This window comes from Photorhabdus sp. RM323S, assembly GCF_042879375.1.
Lineage (GTDB): Bacteria > Pseudomonadota > Gammaproteobacteria > Enterobacterales > Enterobacteriaceae > Photorhabdus > Photorhabdus tasmaniensis.
The window spans coordinates 57,360-74,721 of the sequence record NZ_JBHFKZ010000019.1; the positions used below are offsets into that span (position 1 = coordinate 57,360).

Sequence of the window (17,362 nt, forward strand, 5' to 3'; positions counted from 1 at the left end):
ACATTTAAAAGGAATAAACATGAACACACCCACAATCAATATCAGTGACATTTTGAAAAGTAAAGGTTTTAATTCCGAAGCCGAAATTTGCCACCTCTCTTTTGACGAATTTCGCCAGAAAGTACGCGACAAACTCTCATGGTCACAGACCCTCAGCGCATATCTCAGCGCACAACAGGAACAAAAGAAAAATCGCCTGCATGAAGCCCGTATTCTGAAACGTGCCAATCCTCAGTTACAAAACGCGGTACATCTTGCCCTGATAACACCTCATGCTGACCAGCAAGGCTATAACAGTAAATTTGGCAATCGCGCCAGCAAATATGCAGCTCCAGGCGCAGTCTCTTCCATGTTCTCTCCCGCCGCTTATTTGACTGAACTTTATCGTCAGGCACGGGATTTACATGCAGATAGTTCCGATTATCATCTGGATACACGCCGTCCTGATTTACAATCTTTGGCTCTCAGCCAAAAAAATATGGATTCTGAGATTTCCACGCTTTCTCTGTCCAATAATATTCTGCTGAAAGGTATTAAAAAACTAACTCAAACTGAGTCTCATAATCATGCTCAAGTAATGGAAAAGTTATCAACCTTATGCGCTTCTGGCATGATGCCATATCACGATGCTTATGAAAGCGTACGTAAGATTATTCAATTACAAGCTCCAATCTTTGAACACATTAGTACATCACCAGAAACAACTATCGATAAACTAAAATATCAAGCATCCCTATTGGATATTAATTCTTCTGTCTCTCCTAAATTATTTACTATCTTGGTGGAAGAAATTACTACAATCAATGCAAGAAATATCTATGAGGAAAATTTTGGTAAAATTAACCCCTCTCTAATAGAAAAACCGGAATATCTGAAAAGTTACTATAATCTAACAGACAAAGAACTTAAACAATTTCAATTTATTGATAAAGAAGGTAATTTCTTCCAACAGAAATACAGTGAAAATCAGCAAATCGCTGAGGCAATCAACCAAAACAATTCAGTCGATGTTTATCAGATTACCTGGGAATATTCCTCCAACAACAATAAGATAGAAAATATTAAATTATCCCCTCTCGGAGATAACAAATTAAAATTAAGTTTTAAGACTAAAGAAAACATAAGTTCTAATACTAGTGTACTAATTAAATTAAACAGAAAAGAGTTGGGAAATATACAAATTTATTCAAACCAAGAATTCTCACATAATATTACGTTAGAAACTAATCTAATTAAACAACAAAATACAGTAACAATTAGTCTTGAGTCGGAAAATAATCAAGTTAAACAACCAGACACAGTAACATTTACTATTAAAAACTATGACTACTTTCCTCTATTAAAACTTAATAAGTTTATTCGTTTATATAAAGCTATAAACCTGCCACCGTTGGTATTGGAAAAAATTACCTTCAGCGTCAATGAGAACCTAAATATCAATACAGAGGTATTAAAGAAAACTTTTCGTGTTAAAGGCTATATGCAACGTTATGGTATTGATGCTGAGACTGCACTAGTACTGTGCAAAGCACCCATTTCAGAAAATCCTTCTCATCCCGATCTAACCAAATTACTGGCAGACATCCATCAGTTAACTATTGATGAACTGAGTTTACTGTTGGAAGCCATGGGTGAAAGAATAACTAATTTATCTGAGATTACCCATGATAATCTGGCTGCTCTAATTGACAGACTCAATGCCGTCACTGGCTGGCTACGTACACGAAAATGGAGTGTATATCAGCTGTTTGTGATGACGACCGATAAATATAACGAAACACTAACCCCAGAAATACACAACCTTCTGGATAGCATCTACAATGGCTTGCAAGATTTTGACAAAAAGATGCTGAAAGCAGAGGAGGAACTAAAGGAAGCCAAAGAAAAGCAGGAAGAATCCAAAGAGAGAGATGCCGAGGAAGAGCTGAAGAAAGCTAAGGAAAACCTGCCCAAAGCCATATCTCCTTACATCGCCGCCGCTCTGCAATTGCCATCTGAGAATGTTGCTCTCTCCGTGCTGACTTGGGCAGATAAACTAAGCTCTGGCAAAGAAAACAAAATGACGGCAGATTCATTCTGGAACTGGTTGCGGAAAAACCCCATTGAAACTCAATCGAAAACAACTGAATCAACTACACTAATTCAACAGGCTGTCCAGTATTGCCAATGCCTGGCACAACTGGCGTTGATTTACCGTTCCACTGGTCTTAACGAAAACGCCTTAAATCTGTTTGTGAAAAACCCTCAACGTTTTGTCACTAAAACCGAGATGACACCAAAACATGATGTATTAACGCTGACAACACTAACGCGTTTTTCTGACTGGGTTAATTCTCTGGGTGAAAAAGCCTCTTCTGTACTAACCGAATTTGAAAAGCGAACATTAACAGCAGAAATATTGGCTAACGCCATGAATCTTGATAAAAATCTACTGGAGCAAGCCAGTATTCAAGCACAAGCTGATTTCTCCAATTGGCCATCTATCGACAGCCTATTACAGTGGATTAACATCTCGCTTCAATTGAACATCTCTCCACAAGGTGTTTCTGAACTAGCGCAAATATTAGACATAGAATCTTCCGCTGACTACACCAAATGGGAAAATGTCGCTTCGATATTAACCGCCGGACTAGACACCCAAAAAGCCAATGCCCTGCATGCGTCTTTGGATGAATCTCGCAGCGCCGCATTAAGTACATACTATATTTATTCTCATAACCAAAAAGATCGACAAGAAAGAAAACATACGGTAATTAAAAACCGTGATGATCTATATCAATACTTACTGATTGATAACCAAGTTTCCGCCGCTATCAAAACCACAGAGATTGCCGAAGCCATCGCCAGTATTCAACTGTATGTGAACCGAACATTAAAAAACATGGAAGGGGACATCGTCACGAATGTCACCAGCCGTCCATTCTTTAAAGACTGGGATAAATACAACAAACGCTACAGCACCTGGGCCGGCATATCTAAGCTCGCTTACTATCCTGAAAATTACATCGATCCGACGATGCGTATCGGACAGACAAAAATGATGGATGCACTGCTGCAATCCATCAGCCAAAGTCAATTGAATACCGATACCGTAGAAGATGCCTTTAAGTCTTACCTAACGTCGTTCGAACAAGTGGCTAACCTGGAAGTTATCAGCGCCTATCATGACAACATTAATAATAACCAAGGATTAACCTATTTTATCGGACACAGTAAAACAGACGTTAATCAATATTACTGGCGCAGTGTGGATCACAGTAAATTCAGTGAAGGTAAATTCCCCGCTAATGCCTGGAGTGAATGGCACAAAATTGACTGCCCGATTAACCCCTACAAAGACACTATCCGCCCGGTAATCTACCAATCTCGTTTATATATAATCTGGCTGGAAGAAAAAAGGATTGCTACACATGAAGGCGGTAAAACGACCGAGAGTTTCCGTTATGAACTAAAACTGGCGCATATTCGCTATGACCGTACCTGGAACACGCCAATCACCTTTGATGCGAATAGCAAAATATCTGATTTAACACTGGGAAAAAATGAAGCACCAGGACTCTATTGTGCAAGTTATCAAGGCAAAGATAAATTGCTGGTTATATTTTATAAAAAACAGGGGGAATTAGATAAATATACAGAAAAAGCACCAATAAAAGGGCTGTATATCACTTCCAATATGTCTCCTGAGGAAATGACACCTGAAAGTTACAGACCTAATGCTCATAAACAGTTTGATACCAACAATGTCATAAGAGTAAATAACCGCTATGCAGAAAGCTATGAAATCCCTCTATCAGTAAACAATAACGGTTATGACTGGGGAGAAGGCTACTTGAGTATGGTGTATGGTGGGAGTATCCTGATTACCCGCAACTCAAGTGATAATTCAAAAATCCAGATTTCACCAAAATTAAGAATTATCCATAATGGACTAGTGGGCCGGCAACGCAATCAATGCAACCTAATGAAGAAATACGGTAAGCCAGGTGATAAATTTATTATTTACACCACGCTGGGTATTAACCCGAATAACTTATCAAATAAAAAATTCATTTACCCCGTTTATCAATGCGAAGACACCACCAAGCACGAAAAAGGGAAACTGCTGTTTTATCGGGAAAGTACCACTAACTTTGTCAGAGCTTGGTTCCCTAACCTTCCCTCTGGTTCACAAGAAATGTCTACAACCACTGGCGGTAACATTAGTGGTAATTATGGTTATATTGAGAATAAACATAGCAACGACGATCCATTCAAAGCATATTTCTATATGGATGACCACGGCGGTATTGACACCGATGTTTCAGGACCAGTATTTATTAATGCAAATATTCAGCCTTCAAGCGTTAAAATAATAGTGAAAAAAGTGAAGGAGAATGGTGAGTTAGAAAATAAAATATATACAGCGCATGACAAAGTTCCAGTTAAGCCGCCACTCAGTTTCGAAGAAATGTGTTATCAGTTTAATGATCTCGACCAAATAGATGTCTCCACGCTGGTATTTAAAAATAATGAAGCAAGTATTGATGTCACTTTTACAGCATCTGCTGATGCATTTGAAAATGGTCAGAAGGAGCGTCATCTAGGCGAAGAACATTTCAGTATTCGTATTATCAAAAAAGCGAATGTCGATGATGTCCTGACCCTTCACCACGATTCAAATGGGGCACAATATATGCAATGGGGAGCCTATCGTACTCGCCTTAATACCCTGTTTGCCCGTAAATTAATTAGCCGCGCCAACGCTGGGATCGATACTATTTTAAGTATGGAAACCCAGAAGATTCAAGAACCCAAGCTAGGGGAAGGATTCTTCGCTAATTTCACACTTCCTAAATATAATCCGACAATACATGGTGATGAACGTTGGTTTAAGCTTCATGTTAAATATCTTGCTGATAGTAATTCATATACTATCTACTCAGGACAACTCGGCGATAAAAGTATAAGCATTACATTATTTATCCCTATGATTATACTCCCCAATAATCTTCCTGAGGTTATTACAGAATCTGTAGCTCTTCCCAATGCTAATAATCGTGGGACTCCTGTGATTCAACCAGGCCCTGATTATCACGCCAAGGTTTATATGACCTTCAAAAATAAAAACTCGGATTCAGGAAACCATTCTTTTGACTCTTGCTTTATTATAGACTCTCAAAGTCAGGTAACAAAAAATTCTAAATGCACTTCATCTCATTTCGAGAACGCTAATGTTCTGAAAGATATTAACAGCGAACCCATGGATTTCAGCGGCGCTAACAGCCTCTATTTCTGGGAACTGTTCTACTACACCCCGATGTTAATTGCTCAACGTTTGCTACACGAACAAAATTTCGATGAAGCTAACCGTTGGCTGAAATATGTCTGGAACCCATCCGGTTATATTAAGCATGATAAGGTTCAGGATTACCACTGGAATGTCCGCCCATTACAGGAAGACACCAGCTGGAACGATGATCCGCTGGATTCGGTCGATCCTGATGCCGTAGCGCAACACGACCCAATGCACTATAAAGTCGCCACTTTTATGCGCACCCTTGACCTACTGATGGCGCGTGGAGACTACGCTTATCGTCAGCTGGAGCGGGACACCTTCAACGAAGCCAAAATGTGGTACATGCAGGCACTGCATCTGTTAGGCGATAAACCCCATCTGTCACTCAATTCAACATGGGATGATAAGAGTCTAAATGATGCCGCTAATCCAGAGAGACAAAAGGAGCACTCCCGTGCAATAGCCGCTCTGCAAAAAAATGATTTCGAGCAGCACAACAACCCGACAGATCTTTTCCTGCCACAGGTCAATGAAGTAATGCTGAACTACTGGCAGACACTGGAACAACGACTGTATAACCTGCGTCATAATCTCTCTATCGACGGCCAGCCCTTGCATCTGCCTATTTACGCCACACCGGCAGATCCAAAAGCATTACTCAGCGCTGCTGTTGCCAGTACACAGGGCGGAAGCAGTCTGCCGACGTCATTTATGTCACTGTGGCGTTTCCCACACATGCTGGAAAACGCACGCGGCATGGTAAGCCAGCTCACTCAATTCGGCTCCACGTTACAAAATATTATCGAACGTCAGGATGCTGAGGCATTAAATACACTATTACAGAATCAGGCGGCAGAACTGATATTGGCCAATCTCAGCGTACAAGACAAAACTATTGAAGAGTTGGATGCTGAAAAAACTGTGCTGGAAAAAACACGCATGGAAGCACAATCACGCTTTACCAGCTACAGCAAATTATATGATGAAAATATTAACGCTGGTGAACATCAAGCGCTGAATATGAGAGTGGCTTCCCAAGGTATTACCGCCGGATTGAAAAGTCTGCATATGGCTGCTGCTGCACTGGATATGGTACCGAATATCTACGGTATGGCCGTCGGGGGATCACACTATGGTGCTATCGCCAATGCGATTGCTATTGGTGGAGGCATTGCCGCAGACGGTTTATTAATTGAGGCCGATAAAGTCTCGCAATCTGAAATATGGCGTCGCCGCCGTCAGGAATGGGAAATCCAGCGTAATAATGCACAAGCCGAGCTGAAACAAATTGATGCTCAACTCAGCTCACTGACAATACGCCGGGAAGCTGCGATATTACAGAAAACCAGCCTGAAAACCCAGCAGGAACAAACCCATGCACAACTGACCTTCCTGCAACGTAAGTTCAGTAATCAGGCTCTGTTCAACTGGTTACGTGGCCGACTAGCCGCCATTTACTTCCAGTTCTACGACCTGGCCGTATCGCGTTGTCTGATGGCTGAAATGGCCTATCGCTGGGAGACTAATGAAACCAACGCAAGCTTCATTAAGCCTGGCGCCTGGCAGGGAACCCATGCCGGTCTGCTCACGGGTGAAACCTTGATGTTAAATCTGGCACAGATGGAAGATGCCCATTTGAGGCAAGATCAACGCGTATTGGAGGTAGAACGTACCGTTTCGCTAGCCAAAATCTATAAAGATGGTAACAGTAAATTTTTCCTGACTGAGGAAATTGCAAAATGGGTGAAGGATGGATCAGGCAGTGCTACTAGCGGGAATAATACCTTGAAGTTTGGTACAGGAGATGCCCAAACCTCACTACAAGCGTCCATTTCGTTAGCTGATTTGCAAATCCGTAAAGACTACCCGGAAGGCAGTGATGTAGGCAACATTCGACGTATTAAACAGATCAGCGTCACCCTGCCAGCTCTGTTAGGGCCATATCAGGATGTGCAGGCAATATTGTCTTACGGAAATAAAGCAGGATTAGCCAAAGGCTGTCAAGCACTGGCGGTTTCCCACGGCATGAATGACAGCGGTCAGTTCCAGCTTGATTTCAACGATAGCAAATTCCTGCCGTTTGAAGGGATTGACGTTGATCAAGGCACATTAACGCTCAGTTTCCCGAATGCAACCGGTAAACAAAAAACCATGCTGGAGAGTCTAAGCGACATCATTCTGCATATTCGCTACACCATTCGCCAATAACGATTTCAACTCAGTGCTAAAACAGGCCCCTAAGTGGGGCCTGCAAGGAGTCTTTCATGCAAAATTCACAAAATTTCAGTATTACGGAACTGTCATTGCCTAAAGGGGGAGGCGCTATCACGGGTATGGGTGAAGCGTTAACACCCAGCGGACCGGATGGTATGGCTGCACTGTCTCTGCCATTACCTATTTCAGCCGGACGCGGCTATGCCCCCGCCCTCACGCTGAATTACAACAGTGGTGCCGGTAACAGCCCGTTTGGTCTGGGCTGGGATTGTGGAGTTATGACTATCCGCCGCCGTACCCATTTTGGTGTTCCCCACTATGACGAAACCGATACCTTTCTGGGACCAGAAGGTGAAGTACTGGTCATCGCGGATCAACCTCGCGATGAATCCATATTAAAAAATCCTTACTTAAAAAATACCGGCTTGGATACCACTTTTACTGTTACTGGCTACCGTTCCCGTTTGGAAAGCCATTTCAGCCAATTGGAGTACTGGCAACCTAAGACAGAAAGCGAAACAGACTTTTGGTTGATATATAGCCCCGACGGACAGGTACATCTACTGGGTAAATCGCCTCAGGCGCGGATCAGCAACCCATCAGAAATCTCACAAACAGCGCAATGGTTACTGGAAGCTTCCGTGTCACCGCGTGGTGAACAAATTTATTATCAATATCTCCCCGAAGATGACACAAGTTGCGAAGCAGATGAAATGACAGACCATCCACAGGTCACAGCGCAACGTTATCTACACATGGTGTATTACGGCAACCTGACAGCTAGCGAAACGTTACCCAGTCTGGATAGCAGCGCGCTCTCACAAAAAAATTGGTTGTTCTATCTGATATTTGATTATGGCGAACGCAGTAACAACCTGAAAGCGCCGCCAGAATTTACAGCACCGGGTGGCTGGCTTTGTCGTCAGGATTGTTTTTCTCGTTATGAATATGGCTTTGAGATTCGTACCCGCCGCTTATGCCGTCAGGTACTGATGTATCATAACCTGCAAGCGTTGGATAACCAGACAGAAGAGCATGAACCCTCGCTGGTTTCACGCCTAATACTCAATTATGACGAAAGCGCAATAGCCAGCACGCTGGTATTCGTTCGTCGAGTGGGACACAAACAAGACGGTCCTGCCGTCACCTTGCCACCACTAGAGCTGGCATATCAGGATTTTTCACCGAAACAGAACGCTAGCTGGCAACCGATGGATGTGTTGGCAAACTTCAATACCGTTCAGTGCTGGCAACTGGTTGACCTAAAAGGCGAGGGATTACCCGGTCTGCTATATCAAGATAAAAGAGCCTGGTGGTACCGCGCGCCACAGCGTCAGACAGGAGATAATCAAAATGCTGTCACTTGGGAGAAAATACAACCTTTGTCTGTCATCCCTTCCTTACAAAACAACGCATCACTGGTAGACATCAACGGAGATGGACAACTTGACTGGGTTATCACCGGACCGGGGTTACGGGGATACCACAGCCAACGCCCGGATGGTAGTTGGACACGTTTTACCCCACTCAACGCCCTACCGGTAGAATATACTCATCCCCGTGCGCAACTGGCAGATCTAATGGGGGCCGGGTTGTCTGATTTGGTGCTGATCGGCCCTAAAAGTGTGCGCTTGTATGCCAATACCTGCGACGGCTTTACCAAAGGGCAGGATGTGGTGCAATCCGGTGACGTAACCCTGCCGATACCGGGCGCCGATGCCCGTAAGTTGGTGGCTTTTAGTGATGTACTGGGTTCCGGTCAAGCGCATCTGGTTGAAGTCAGTGCGACTAAAGTCACCTGCTGGCCGAATCTGGGGCACGGACGATTTGGTCAGCCAATCACCATCACCCTACCGGGATTCAGCCAGCCAACAACTGAGTTTAATCCAGCGCAGGTTTATCTGGCTGACCTGGATGGCAGCGGTCCAACTGACCTGATTTATGTTCACAAAAACTGCCTAGATATCTTCCTCAATAACAGTGGCAACAGTTTTGCTAAACCTGTGACATTACCCTTCCCAAATGGTCTACGTTTTGATAGCACCTGTCAGTTGCAAGTAGCCGATGTGCAGGGGGCTGGGGTAGCCAGTTTGATACTGAGCGTCCCGCATATGTCTCCCCATCACTGGTGCTGTGATCTGACGAACAAGAAACCATGGCTGCTCAGTGAAATGAATAACAATATGGGCGCTCGCCACATCTTGCATTACCGCAGCTCTGCCCAATTCTGGCTGGATGAAAAAGCCAAGGCACAGGATGCTGGACAAACACCAGTTTGTTATCTGCCCTTCCCGGTACACACCCTATGGAAAACGGAAACAGAGGATGAAATCAGCGGTAACAAATTAGTGACTGCTCTGAGTTATGCTCACGGTGCCTGGGATGGACATGAGCGGGAATTTCGCGGGTTTGGTTATGTTGAACAGAAAGACAGCCATCAACTGGCTCAAGGTAGCGCACCAGAACGGACACCACCAGCCCTGACCAAAAACTGGTATGCCACCGGACTGCCCGTGATAGATAGCGCATTATCGGCAGAGTATTGGCGTGGCGATAATCAGGCTTTTGCCGGTTTTACACCGCGCTTTACTGTCTGGAAAGATGGCAAGGATGTTTCCCTAATACCAGAGAATAGTCACGACCTATACTGGTTCAACCGGGCGCTGAAAGGTCAGCCACTGCGTAGTGAACTGTACGGACTGGATAGCAGCGCACAAAAAAAGGTTCCCTATACTGTCACTGAATTCCGTCCACAGGTACGCCGATTACAGAATACAAAAAACCAAAATCCTGTATTTTGGCCATCGGTAGCGGAAAGCCGTCACTATTACTATGAACGTATTGCCAGTGACCCACAGTGCAGCCAGAGCATCACTCTGTCCAGTGACCTATTTGGACAACCACTGAAACAGGTTTCAATACAGTACCCACGCCGCAATCAGCCCACAATAAGCCCGTATCCGGATATGTTGCCTGATACACTGTTTACCAACAGCTATGATGACCAGCAACACAAATTGCGGCTGACTTATCAACAGTTCAGTTGGCACCATCTGACCAACAATACCGTTCGGGTGCTGGGATTACCGGATAGCACCCGCACTGATACTTATGAGATCAAACATGATGAAGTTAAATACGATGAAGTTAACCGTGGTTTAAACCTGGAAACCTTATGTGATAAAGATATTCTGATTGCATATGACAAACTGCGTAAATACTTCGGCCAGCAGCGAACATTTTATACCGGCGGGCAAAGTAATACACCGACACGACAGGCATTGATTGCCTTTACAGAGACGACGGTATTCGATGAATCCACATTGTCAGCGTTTGATGGAAGTATCGCACCTGAGGAATTGCCCACAACGCTGGAGAAATCCGGGTATCAACAATCAGATTACCTGTTCCCTCATGCTGGGGAAAGCAAAGTCTGGACAGCCCGTCACGGCTACATCGATTACGGAACTGCTGCGCAGTTCTGGCGTCCACAAACGCAGCGCAACACACAACTCACAGGAAAAATCACACTAACCTGGGATACAAACTATTGTGTCGTGACAAAAACGCAAGATGCGGCTGGCCTGACAACATCAGCCAAGTATAACTGGCGTTTTCTGGCTCCCGAGCAACTCACTGATATCAATGACAATGAGCACCTTATCACGCTGGATGCACTGGGCCGTCAGGTAACACAGCGCTTTTGGGGAACTGAAAACGGTAGGATGACCGGTTACTCATCACCGGAACAGATGCCGTTCTCTCCACCAGCCAGTGTGGAAACAGCCATTAACCTGACAGGACCACTACCTGTAGCACGATGTCAGGTCTATGCACCGGAAAGCTGGATGCCGGTATTAAGTCAACAAACCCTCAATAAACTGACAGAGCAAGACCGGCAAACACTGTATAAATCCGGGATCATCACTGAAGACGGGTATATCTGCACATTGGCCCATCGTCGCTGGGTACAAAGCCAAAGTGCAGCCACCCAGTTAATCAGCCCACTACATCACAGCACCCGTTTACCCCCTCATAGCCTCACGCTGACCACGGATCGTTATAACCATGATTCCGAGCAACAAATCCGTCAACAAGTCGTATTCAGTGATGGCTTTGGCCGCTTGCTGCAAGCAGCCGCCCGACATGAGGCAGGTATGGCCTGGCAACGTAACAAAGACGGTTCTTTGGTCACGAAAACAGAGAATGCCAAGAGCCGCTGGGCGGTGACTGGACGGACGGAATATGACAATAAAGGACAACCGATACGAACTTATCAGCCCTATTTCCTCAATGATTGGCGTTATGTCAGTGATGACAAAGCCCGGCAGGCAAAAGAGGCTTATGCCGATACCCACGTCTATGATCCCGTTGGTCGGGAAATTAAGGTTATCACCGCAAAAGGCTGGTTTCGTCGAACCTTATTTACTCCCTGGTTTACTGTCAGTGAAGATGAAAATGATACAGCAGCTGAGGTAAACATGTAACTTGATAAACCCCGCCCGGCTAACGGGCGGGAAGCATAGATAGAGGTGAAAAGTGTCGTTAAAAATGCCGTCAGATACTCAACTTGTTATCTGGTTGATCATTGGTTTTATTGCGGCTTGGGGCGGATTAGTAAGATACCTCATTGATATACAGAACAAACAATACAAATGGAGTTGGATTAACGTCCTATGCCAACTCATCATCTCCTGTTTTACTGGTATCCTGGGAGGATTACTGAGTTTTGAAAGTGGCGGCAGCATCTATATGACTTTTGCAATTGCCGGGCTATTCGGCACAACGGGAAGTACCGGGCTGAGCTGGCTCTGGCGTCGCCTTCTTATGCATCAGGGAGGAAAATAATGGAGGATTTTCGCTGCAATAAGAAGTCCTCTGTCTCCCGCTATAACGGGAATATCACAACAACACAACAAAAGAGGTAAATCATGGAAAACTTTGACCCCAAATTTTATCAACATACCCCTACAGTCAACGTCCAGGATAATCGTGGCCTGACTATTCGTGACATCAACTTTCGCCGTTCTACCGCAAGCGGTACTACCGATACACTTATCACCCGCCATCTATATGACACCCGCGGGCACCTGATCCAGAGTATTGACCCGCGCCTGTATGAAGCCAAACAGAAAGACAACACGATAAAACCTAACTTTCTCTGGCAATATGATTTGACCGGTAATATTTTGTGTACAGAAAGCGCCGATGCCGGTCGCACTGTCACACTAAATGATATTGAAAGCCGTCCAATACTGACTGTAACCGCAACAGGTGCCAGACAAACCCGACAATATGAATCCCCTTCTCTGCCCGGTCGTCTGTTATCAGTGACCGAACAAGCACCAGAGGAAAAAACACCCCGCATCACCGAACACCTTATCTGGGCCGAGAATACGCCAACGGTGAAAGCTCATAACCTTGCCGGGCAGTGTGTACATCACTACGATATGGCAGGAGTCACCCGACCAGAAAGCCTGTCGCTGACGGGTACCGTTTTATCACAGTCCCAGCAATTACTGGATGATAAGAATGGCAAGGGAGAAGCTAACTGGGCAGGTGATAACGAAACCACCTGGCAGAACGCACTAACCAATGAAATCTATACTACCCAGAGTACCTGTGACTCCACCGGCGCTTTACTGACTCAGACTGATGCGAAAGGCAACATGCAACGTCTGGCCTATGATGTGGCCGGGCAATTAAAAGCAAGCTGGCTGACCGTGAAAGACCAGAATGAGCAGATTATTGTTAAATCCTTGACCTATTCCGCCGCCGGACAGAAATTACGTGAAGAACACGGCAACAACGTTATCACCGAATACACTTATGAACCGCAAACTCAGCGTCTGATAGGTATCACCACCCAACGTACAAACAACGGTAAACCAGAAGCCAAAAAGTTGCAGGATTTACGCTATAAATATGATCCTGTGGGGAATATCATCAGCATTCGTAATAATGCAGAAGCCACCCGCTTCTGGAAAAATGAGGAAGTAAAACCAGAGAATACCTATACCTACGATTCCCTGTATCAGCTTATCAGCGCGACAGGGCGTGAAATGGCGAATATTCGTCAGCAAAGCATCTCCTTTCCGATAATCCCACTAACTTCTGATAACAACACCTATACCAAATATACCCGCAATTATACCTACGACGATGGCGGTAATCTGACCAAAATCCAGCATCGTACATCTGCCAGCCAAAACAACCACACCAGAGGTATTACAGTCTCGAACCACAGCAACCGGGCGGTGCTGAGTACGCTGACTGATAAGCCGGAAGAAGTGGATTCATGGTTTGATGCGGGCGGCCATCAGAAGACGTTGCACCGGGCGGTAAGGAATAAACTGACTGATAAACTGGCAGAAATGGATTCATGGTTCGATACGGACAATCATCAGAAGACGTTGAACCCGGCAGTACTGAATTCACGGGTTGATGACCCGGCACAAGTGGATACATTGATCTGGATGCGGGAGCAAAACCTGAATTGGAATACACGGGGTGAGTTACAACAAGCGATACTGGTAACACGAAGCCAAAAACCACCAGAAAAACCGCAAGAAAAATCGCAACAGGAGGCATGGGACAATAGCAGTAATAATGACCAAGAATGGTATCGCTATGGCAGCGATGGAATGAGGCGGCTAAAAATCAGTGAACAGAAGACCGGAAACAGCACACAACAGCAACGAGTAACTTATTTGCCGAACCTTGAGCTACGTACCACTGGCTCAATCAGTAAAACAACAGAGGATCTACAAGTCATTACAATCGGTGAAGCAGGCCGCGCACAGGTGCGGGTGTTACATTGGGAGAGCGGCAAACCAAAAGATATCAGCAACAATCAGATGCGTTACAGCTACGATAATCTTATCGGCTCCAGCCAGCTTGAACTGGATGATAAGGGACAAATTATCAGTCAGGAAGAGTACTATCCATTTGGCGGTACAGCGCTGTGGGCAGCAAACAGCCAAACAGAAGCTAATTACAAAACTATCCGCTATTCAGGCAAAGAACGGGATGCCACAGGGTTGTATTATTACGGATATCGATATTATCAACCGTGGGTAGGACGGTGGTTAAGTGCCGACCCAGCAGGAACAGTCGATGGGCTAAATTTGTATCAGATGGTGAGGAATAACCCTGTACTACTTAATGACTCAAAAGGTCTGTCTTCTGAATCTCGGAAAGAAAATCAATCTCTGATAAAAGTATTTAAAAAGGGAGATATTTTATATGGTTTGGACGAACCCAGAAAAGATGCATTGGAGAAATTAGAAAAAAAAGGATATAAGCGTAAAACCGCTTCAGGGGGATTTCTTTCTAAATTAACTAGAGTTTTTGGCAGAAGGAGTGAAATCAAAAGGAATATATTGATACAAAATGACATAACAAATGCCGTTTGGGATAATTTAAATCCCAAAGTCTATTCTAATGACGAAAATATAAAAAAAGAAACACATGACCACGAACGTGTTATTGAGTTTAAGAAATTTTTATCAAAACATGATAAATATAATGTTGCAGGTGATAATCTGGCAAATGAATTAGCATCCGAATTGAAAGAAAAACCATATGGAAATAAAAGAATAGATGAATTAGGAAAACTTCTTTGGAAAAAAACAAGTAAAGCTGGATTAGAGTATCAGCTACTTCAGAGGAAAGCGCCTGTTCATTTTCTGATTGATACTATTGGTGATGATATCAAGACAGTTATATCAAAAAGTGGTCATGGAGCAAGTATAACATCCAGTGAGCTACGTTGGTTATATCGGCATAAGGACGTAGCAGAAGTTCAACAAAACCTAAAATTTTGGAAAGAAGGAGAGCTTGTAGCCCATAGCGAAGTCTTTTCTGAAACTAAATGGGGTAAATATCAACCTAAACATAGATATAGCTGATAGCTACAAAAAATATCGATTAAGAGATGTCTGATAATGCCCGTGATTTTATTGTCACAGGCATTATCAATGTGATTCGGAACCCCAAAAAGTATCAGGAAATTTGTTTTTGGTTTATGTCCCAGAGACACCAGAATGATGAGAAAAGTGGAATACCGCTATATATAGCTGTTACTGGAAAAGGCCCCCATTGATAAAAACGGTAAGCTCTTTTCCAGGCAGACAGGGTAAAACCAAAAAAATGCAGTAATATTCAGCGGGTTAATCCGCAGTAACAAGTTCCAATATTTGCTGCCTGACATGTTCGAAAATGAGTGAACCGATCTCTGCACTCGCACTAGATGTTTTAGAAAGAACCCCTCTCGTTGAAAATTCTTCTTTAATCGGTATCTGATAAATCCCTGCACGCGGTGGTTTATCATGGTCAACCCGCTCAGCTCTCACCAAATCTGGGCGCAAATGAAGCATCAAACTCGTTTCTGTTATCCCTGCATGCTCAGCGTGCCAGCCGGGAAAATCGGTCAAATGTTCACGAGTCCAGGCATCAGACACCAAACTCCACCAGCTAAACACGATAACGGAACGATCTTTAAAGTGACCCACTGTCCGTAATTCATCTACCGCCTCGAAAATAAAACCTTCATTCTCGTAATGACCATTAATAATCACAAGTTGCTTGAAAGGTAATGAACATAAGCCCTTAATTGCCCGGCCCATATAAGTTGTAAATGTTGGTCCATCAATGTAAATCGTACCAGGGAATTCAAGTCCCCCTCCACTCTGTGGCAATGATCTTACCGATAATGGCTGTACCGGCAATGTGAACCCACCAATATCATTCGCCAACACGCGGGCAAATGCTTCAGGGATCACGGCATCCACATTCAACGGCAGATGAGGCCCATGCTGCTCAATACCGCCAATCGGCCATATCAAAGTCTTACCTTCAACTGCGGTTAAAACCTGCTCGCTGGTCAGTTCTGCAAATTCTCTCACTTGATTGCTCATGATATTGTCCCTTTTTTAATACCTTATTTTGACATCGTGATTTGGGCATGTTCAAGAACGATACGCCGTAGTGTTTTGTACATATGCCGATGAAGAGCGGTGTAAACTTGCACAGTATTCGCACCTGCAAGCATGTACTCATGAACGTCATTACCATCCTGTACACCTCCCGATCCCAGTATCGGGATCGTCAGCCCCCGTTTGCGCAGGTTATAGATCGCGGCAAGCACCAGCGGCTTGAGCCCTGGCCCAGAGTATCCACACACCCCGTTAAGAACAGCCTCGCCACTTATGTTATCGAATGCAATGCCCGAAATGGTATCGCTCAAGGTTATCGCATGAGCCCCGCCGTCTATGGCAGCCTGAACACGCCCATACAAATTGTCGCCAAGCGCAAGTTTGACAGAAAAAGAGGTATCCACTCGCTCTTTCACCGCTTTCGCGTAGTTAAATACACGTTCTGGTGTATCTTCCGTAAAGTCATCTGCATGTAAGCACGAAATGCCCAATTCCAAGGGTGCATCGGTTACCTCTGAGATACGAGCAGCCAATGAACCCAACTCTCCAGGCGATTCTGCATGGACCGAGACTATCACCGGAAGCTGTTCTCTCTTAAACTCACTGAGAATGGTCAACCAATGTTCAACTGTTTTCTTCGAGTAAGTCGTATTGTTCAACATCCCTGTACTGATGGAATAGGTCTTTTCGGTATGCAATTTTTCCGAATTCGGGTAAATGGTTTTTGTCACGACCGCCCCTGCGCCGTGAACGATAAACTGACGAATATATTTATCCTGATCAGAAAGCAAACCCGATCCAACGATAATTGGATTTTTTATCTTCATGCCTAAAACATCATAGGTTTGTTCAAAAACTTGATTTTTCATCGCAACTCCATGAATTAACTCATTCAAGCAAACTCGCTATTAACCCCTTTCCATAGAGCAGGCGA

Annotated in this window: 6 protein-coding genes; 4 read left to right on the forward strand and 2 right to left on the reverse strand. The window is 44.4% G+C overall.

The annotated features are described in order from the left end of the window. Positions 1 to 19 precede the first annotated feature (19 nt). From ACGF7G_RS10585 to ACGF7G_RS10600, 4 genes are all read left to right on the forward strand, one after another. The gene (locus ACGF7G_RS10585) at positions 20 to 7,486 is read left to right on the forward strand and encodes a neuraminidase-like domain-containing protein (RefSeq protein ID WP_387465321.1); all 7,467 of its coding nucleotides are present in this window, start codon (positions 20 to 22) and stop codon (positions 7,484 to 7,486) included. Between the two features lie 56 nt (positions 7,487 to 7,542). Beyond that, complete coding sequence (locus ACGF7G_RS10590; protein ID WP_387465323.1) at positions 7,543 to 11,979, forward strand: SpvB/TcaC N-terminal domain-containing protein; 4,437 nt, start codon at positions 7,543 to 7,545, stop codon at positions 11,977 to 11,979. Between the two features lie 64 nt (positions 11,980 to 12,043). After that, a complete protein-coding gene (locus tag ACGF7G_RS10595) occupies positions 12,044 to 12,340 on the forward strand; it encodes a phage holin family protein (RefSeq protein WP_166295525.1) in 297 nt (98 codons plus the stop codon). Positions 12,341 to 12,423: 83 nt separating this feature from the next. Then, positions 12,424 to 15,402 (forward strand): RHS repeat-associated core domain-containing protein, encoded by a 2,979-nt coding sequence (locus ACGF7G_RS10600; RefSeq protein ID WP_387465325.1) that lies wholly within the window; start codon positions 12,424 to 12,426, stop codon positions 15,400 to 15,402. Positions 15,403 to 15,663: 261 nt separating this feature from the next. Here the strand turns inward: ACGF7G_RS10600 and ACGF7G_RS10605 are convergent, their stop codons facing one another. Continuing rightward, on the reverse strand, positions 15,664 to 16,410 hold the full coding sequence (locus tag ACGF7G_RS10605; protein ID WP_387465328.1) for a creatininase family protein: 747 nt from the start codon (positions 16,408 to 16,410) through the stop codon (positions 15,664 to 15,666). Between the two features lie 23 nt (positions 16,411 to 16,433). Then, a complete protein-coding gene (locus ACGF7G_RS10610; RefSeq protein WP_387465331.1) occupies positions 16,434 to 17,255 on the reverse strand; it encodes a dihydroorotate dehydrogenase in 822 nt (273 codons plus the stop codon). Positions 17,256 to 17,362 lie beyond the last annotated feature (107 nt).

Coding starts and splice junctions, on each gene's coding strand:
- ACGF7G_RS10585 (WP_387465321.1), top strand. CDS start 20: ATGAACACACCCACAATCAATATCAGTGACATTTTGAAAAGTAAAGGT.
- ACGF7G_RS10590 (WP_387465323.1), top strand. CDS start 7,543: ATGCAAAATTCACAAAATTTCAGTATTACGGAACTGTCATTGCCTAAA.
- ACGF7G_RS10595 (WP_166295525.1), top strand. CDS start 12,044: ATGCCGTCAGATACTCAACTTGTTATCTGGTTGATCATTGGTTTTATT.
- ACGF7G_RS10600 (WP_387465325.1), top strand. CDS start 12,424: ATGGAAAACTTTGACCCCAAATTTTATCAACATACCCCTACAGTCAAC.
- ACGF7G_RS10605 (WP_387465328.1), bottom strand. CDS start 16,410: ATGAGCAATCAAGTGAGAGAATTTGCAGAACTGACCAGCGAGCAGGTT.
- ACGF7G_RS10610 (WP_387465331.1), bottom strand. CDS start 17,255: ATGAAGATAAAAAATCCAATTATCGTTGGATCGGGTTTGCTTTCTGAT.